The organism is Pseudomonas sp. FSL R10-0399 (assembly GCF_009600165.1).
GTDB lineage: Bacteria > Pseudomonadota > Gammaproteobacteria > Pseudomonadales > Pseudomonadaceae > Aquipseudomonas > Aquipseudomonas helleri.
The window spans coordinates 1-663 of the sequence record NZ_WIWK01000285.1 but is presented as its reverse complement, the minus strand read 5'-3'; the positions used below and the strand labels follow the sequence as shown (position 1 = coordinate 663).

The 663-nt window shown below is 64.3% G+C and carries 2 protein-coding genes; both read right to left on the bottom strand.

Annotated features, from left to right (window positions below):
- Positions 1-214, bottom strand: a 214-nt coding sequence (locus GHO41_RS29470) for a hypothetical protein (protein ID WP_218580289.1), incomplete at its 3' end; no start/stop codon positions are given.
- A 78-nt stretch (positions 215-292) separates the two neighbouring features.
- A partial coding sequence (locus GHO41_RS29465) for an ATP-binding cassette domain-containing protein (RefSeq protein WP_153435364.1) occupies positions 293-663 on the bottom strand: 371 nt, incomplete at its 5' end.

Genomic DNA, 663 nt, shown 5'->3' with positions numbered 1-663 from the left:
CGGCGCCACCGTAGGCGCATGGTTCGTCACCGTGCAGGACCGCGCCGGACTTGACCGTGGTCTGGGTCTGGTAGCCCTGGGTCCACTGCACGGAGGTCTGGTACAGCGGGCGGGCAATATCACCCTCGCCATCGGCACGAATGCGCTCGCGAACTTCGCGGCCAGCGTTGACGTGCAGTCCGTTGATGGTCACGCGGTGTGTGGTTTCACTCATGGTCTTTGCTCTTCAAAGGGCGGCGTATCGGTCGAATGACCGGGTGCCAATCAAGTAAGTCGGGAGGTCCCGTGTTAACTAAAAGTGCTCGGCCAGCCGGGTTTCGTGGGTCAGGAACGCGTCCAGCCGCTCTTGCAGGTCAAGCAGTGCTTCCGAGCGCCCGAGACGCGGGCGCGGCATGTCGATTTCGAGGATCTGCGCGATGTGCCCGTGGGGCGCACTGGCCATCAGCACAATGCGGTCGGCCAGCAGCAGCGCCTCTTGCAGGTCGTGGGTGACCATCAATACAGTGGCGCCGCTGTTGCTCCAGGCGCGCAGCAATTGCTCCTGCATCAAGCGCCGGGTCTGGGCGTCCAGTGCCGAAAACGGCTCGTCGAGCAGCAGCAAACGTGGCTCCAGCGCCAAGGCTCGGGCCAACGCAATGCGCTGGCACATGCCGCCCGACAACG